The organism is Shewanella sp. CAL98-MNA-CIBAN-0140 (genome assembly GCF_040309905.1).
GTDB classification, from domain to species: domain Bacteria; phylum Pseudomonadota; class Gammaproteobacteria; order Enterobacterales; family Shewanellaceae; genus Shewanella; species Shewanella psychromarinicola.
Genome location: NZ_JBEOPI010000099.1, coordinates 1 through 647, shown reverse-complemented (window position 1 = coordinate 647; position 647 = coordinate 1). Strand labels below are relative to the sequence as shown.

General features: G+C 41.1%; 1 protein-coding gene. It reads right to left on the bottom strand.

Translation table 11 applies throughout. The annotated features are described in order from the left end of the window. Positions 1-576, bottom strand: a 576-nt coding sequence (locus AAEY93_RS20335) for an IS1595 family transposase (protein ID WP_351079442.1), incomplete at its 3' end; no start/stop codon positions are given. Positions 577-647: the final 71 nt, after the last annotated feature.

Sequence of the window (647 nt, the reverse complement as noted above, 5' to 3'; positions counted from 1 at the left end):
TTTGGCAACGAACTGTTCAACACTATCATGGCAAACGCTATTCACAGCCTGCATAGCAATAAATCCAGCTCTTTTTCCTTTGCTTTCAACGGCAACTAAAACAGGTGTTTTACCTCCAGCTCCACGTCCACGCTTGCCCTTGCTTTTGCCACCCACTAACGCATCATCAATTTCAATAACGCCTGACAGTCTATATAAGCTGTCTCTATGGCCCATAGCTGTTCTCAGCTTGCTTAATATCAAACGTGCCGTTCGCCAATTAACTTCAATGTGCTTGCTCAGTCTTAATGCTGAAATACTGCCTTTATCTGAGCCTAAAAAGTAGATAGCCCAAAACCACTTAGTGATAGGAATACGGCTACCGTGGAATAATGTGTCTGCTGTGACCGATGTTTGTTTATGACATTGACTGCATTCATATAAATTGCGGGTTGTAAGCTCATAGGCATGCTCACAAGAGCATCTAGGGCAAACAAAACCATTAGGCCATCTCATTTTCTTAATGTGATTTAAGCAATCAATTTCAGCGCTGAATTGACGTTGCCATTCAAAAAAACTCGTTTCAGGCATTTTCATAGCAAATCTCACTTCTAGTCTTGATTTATACTATAAGAATAGGCCAAAACTGACTCAGATGCATAGGCATG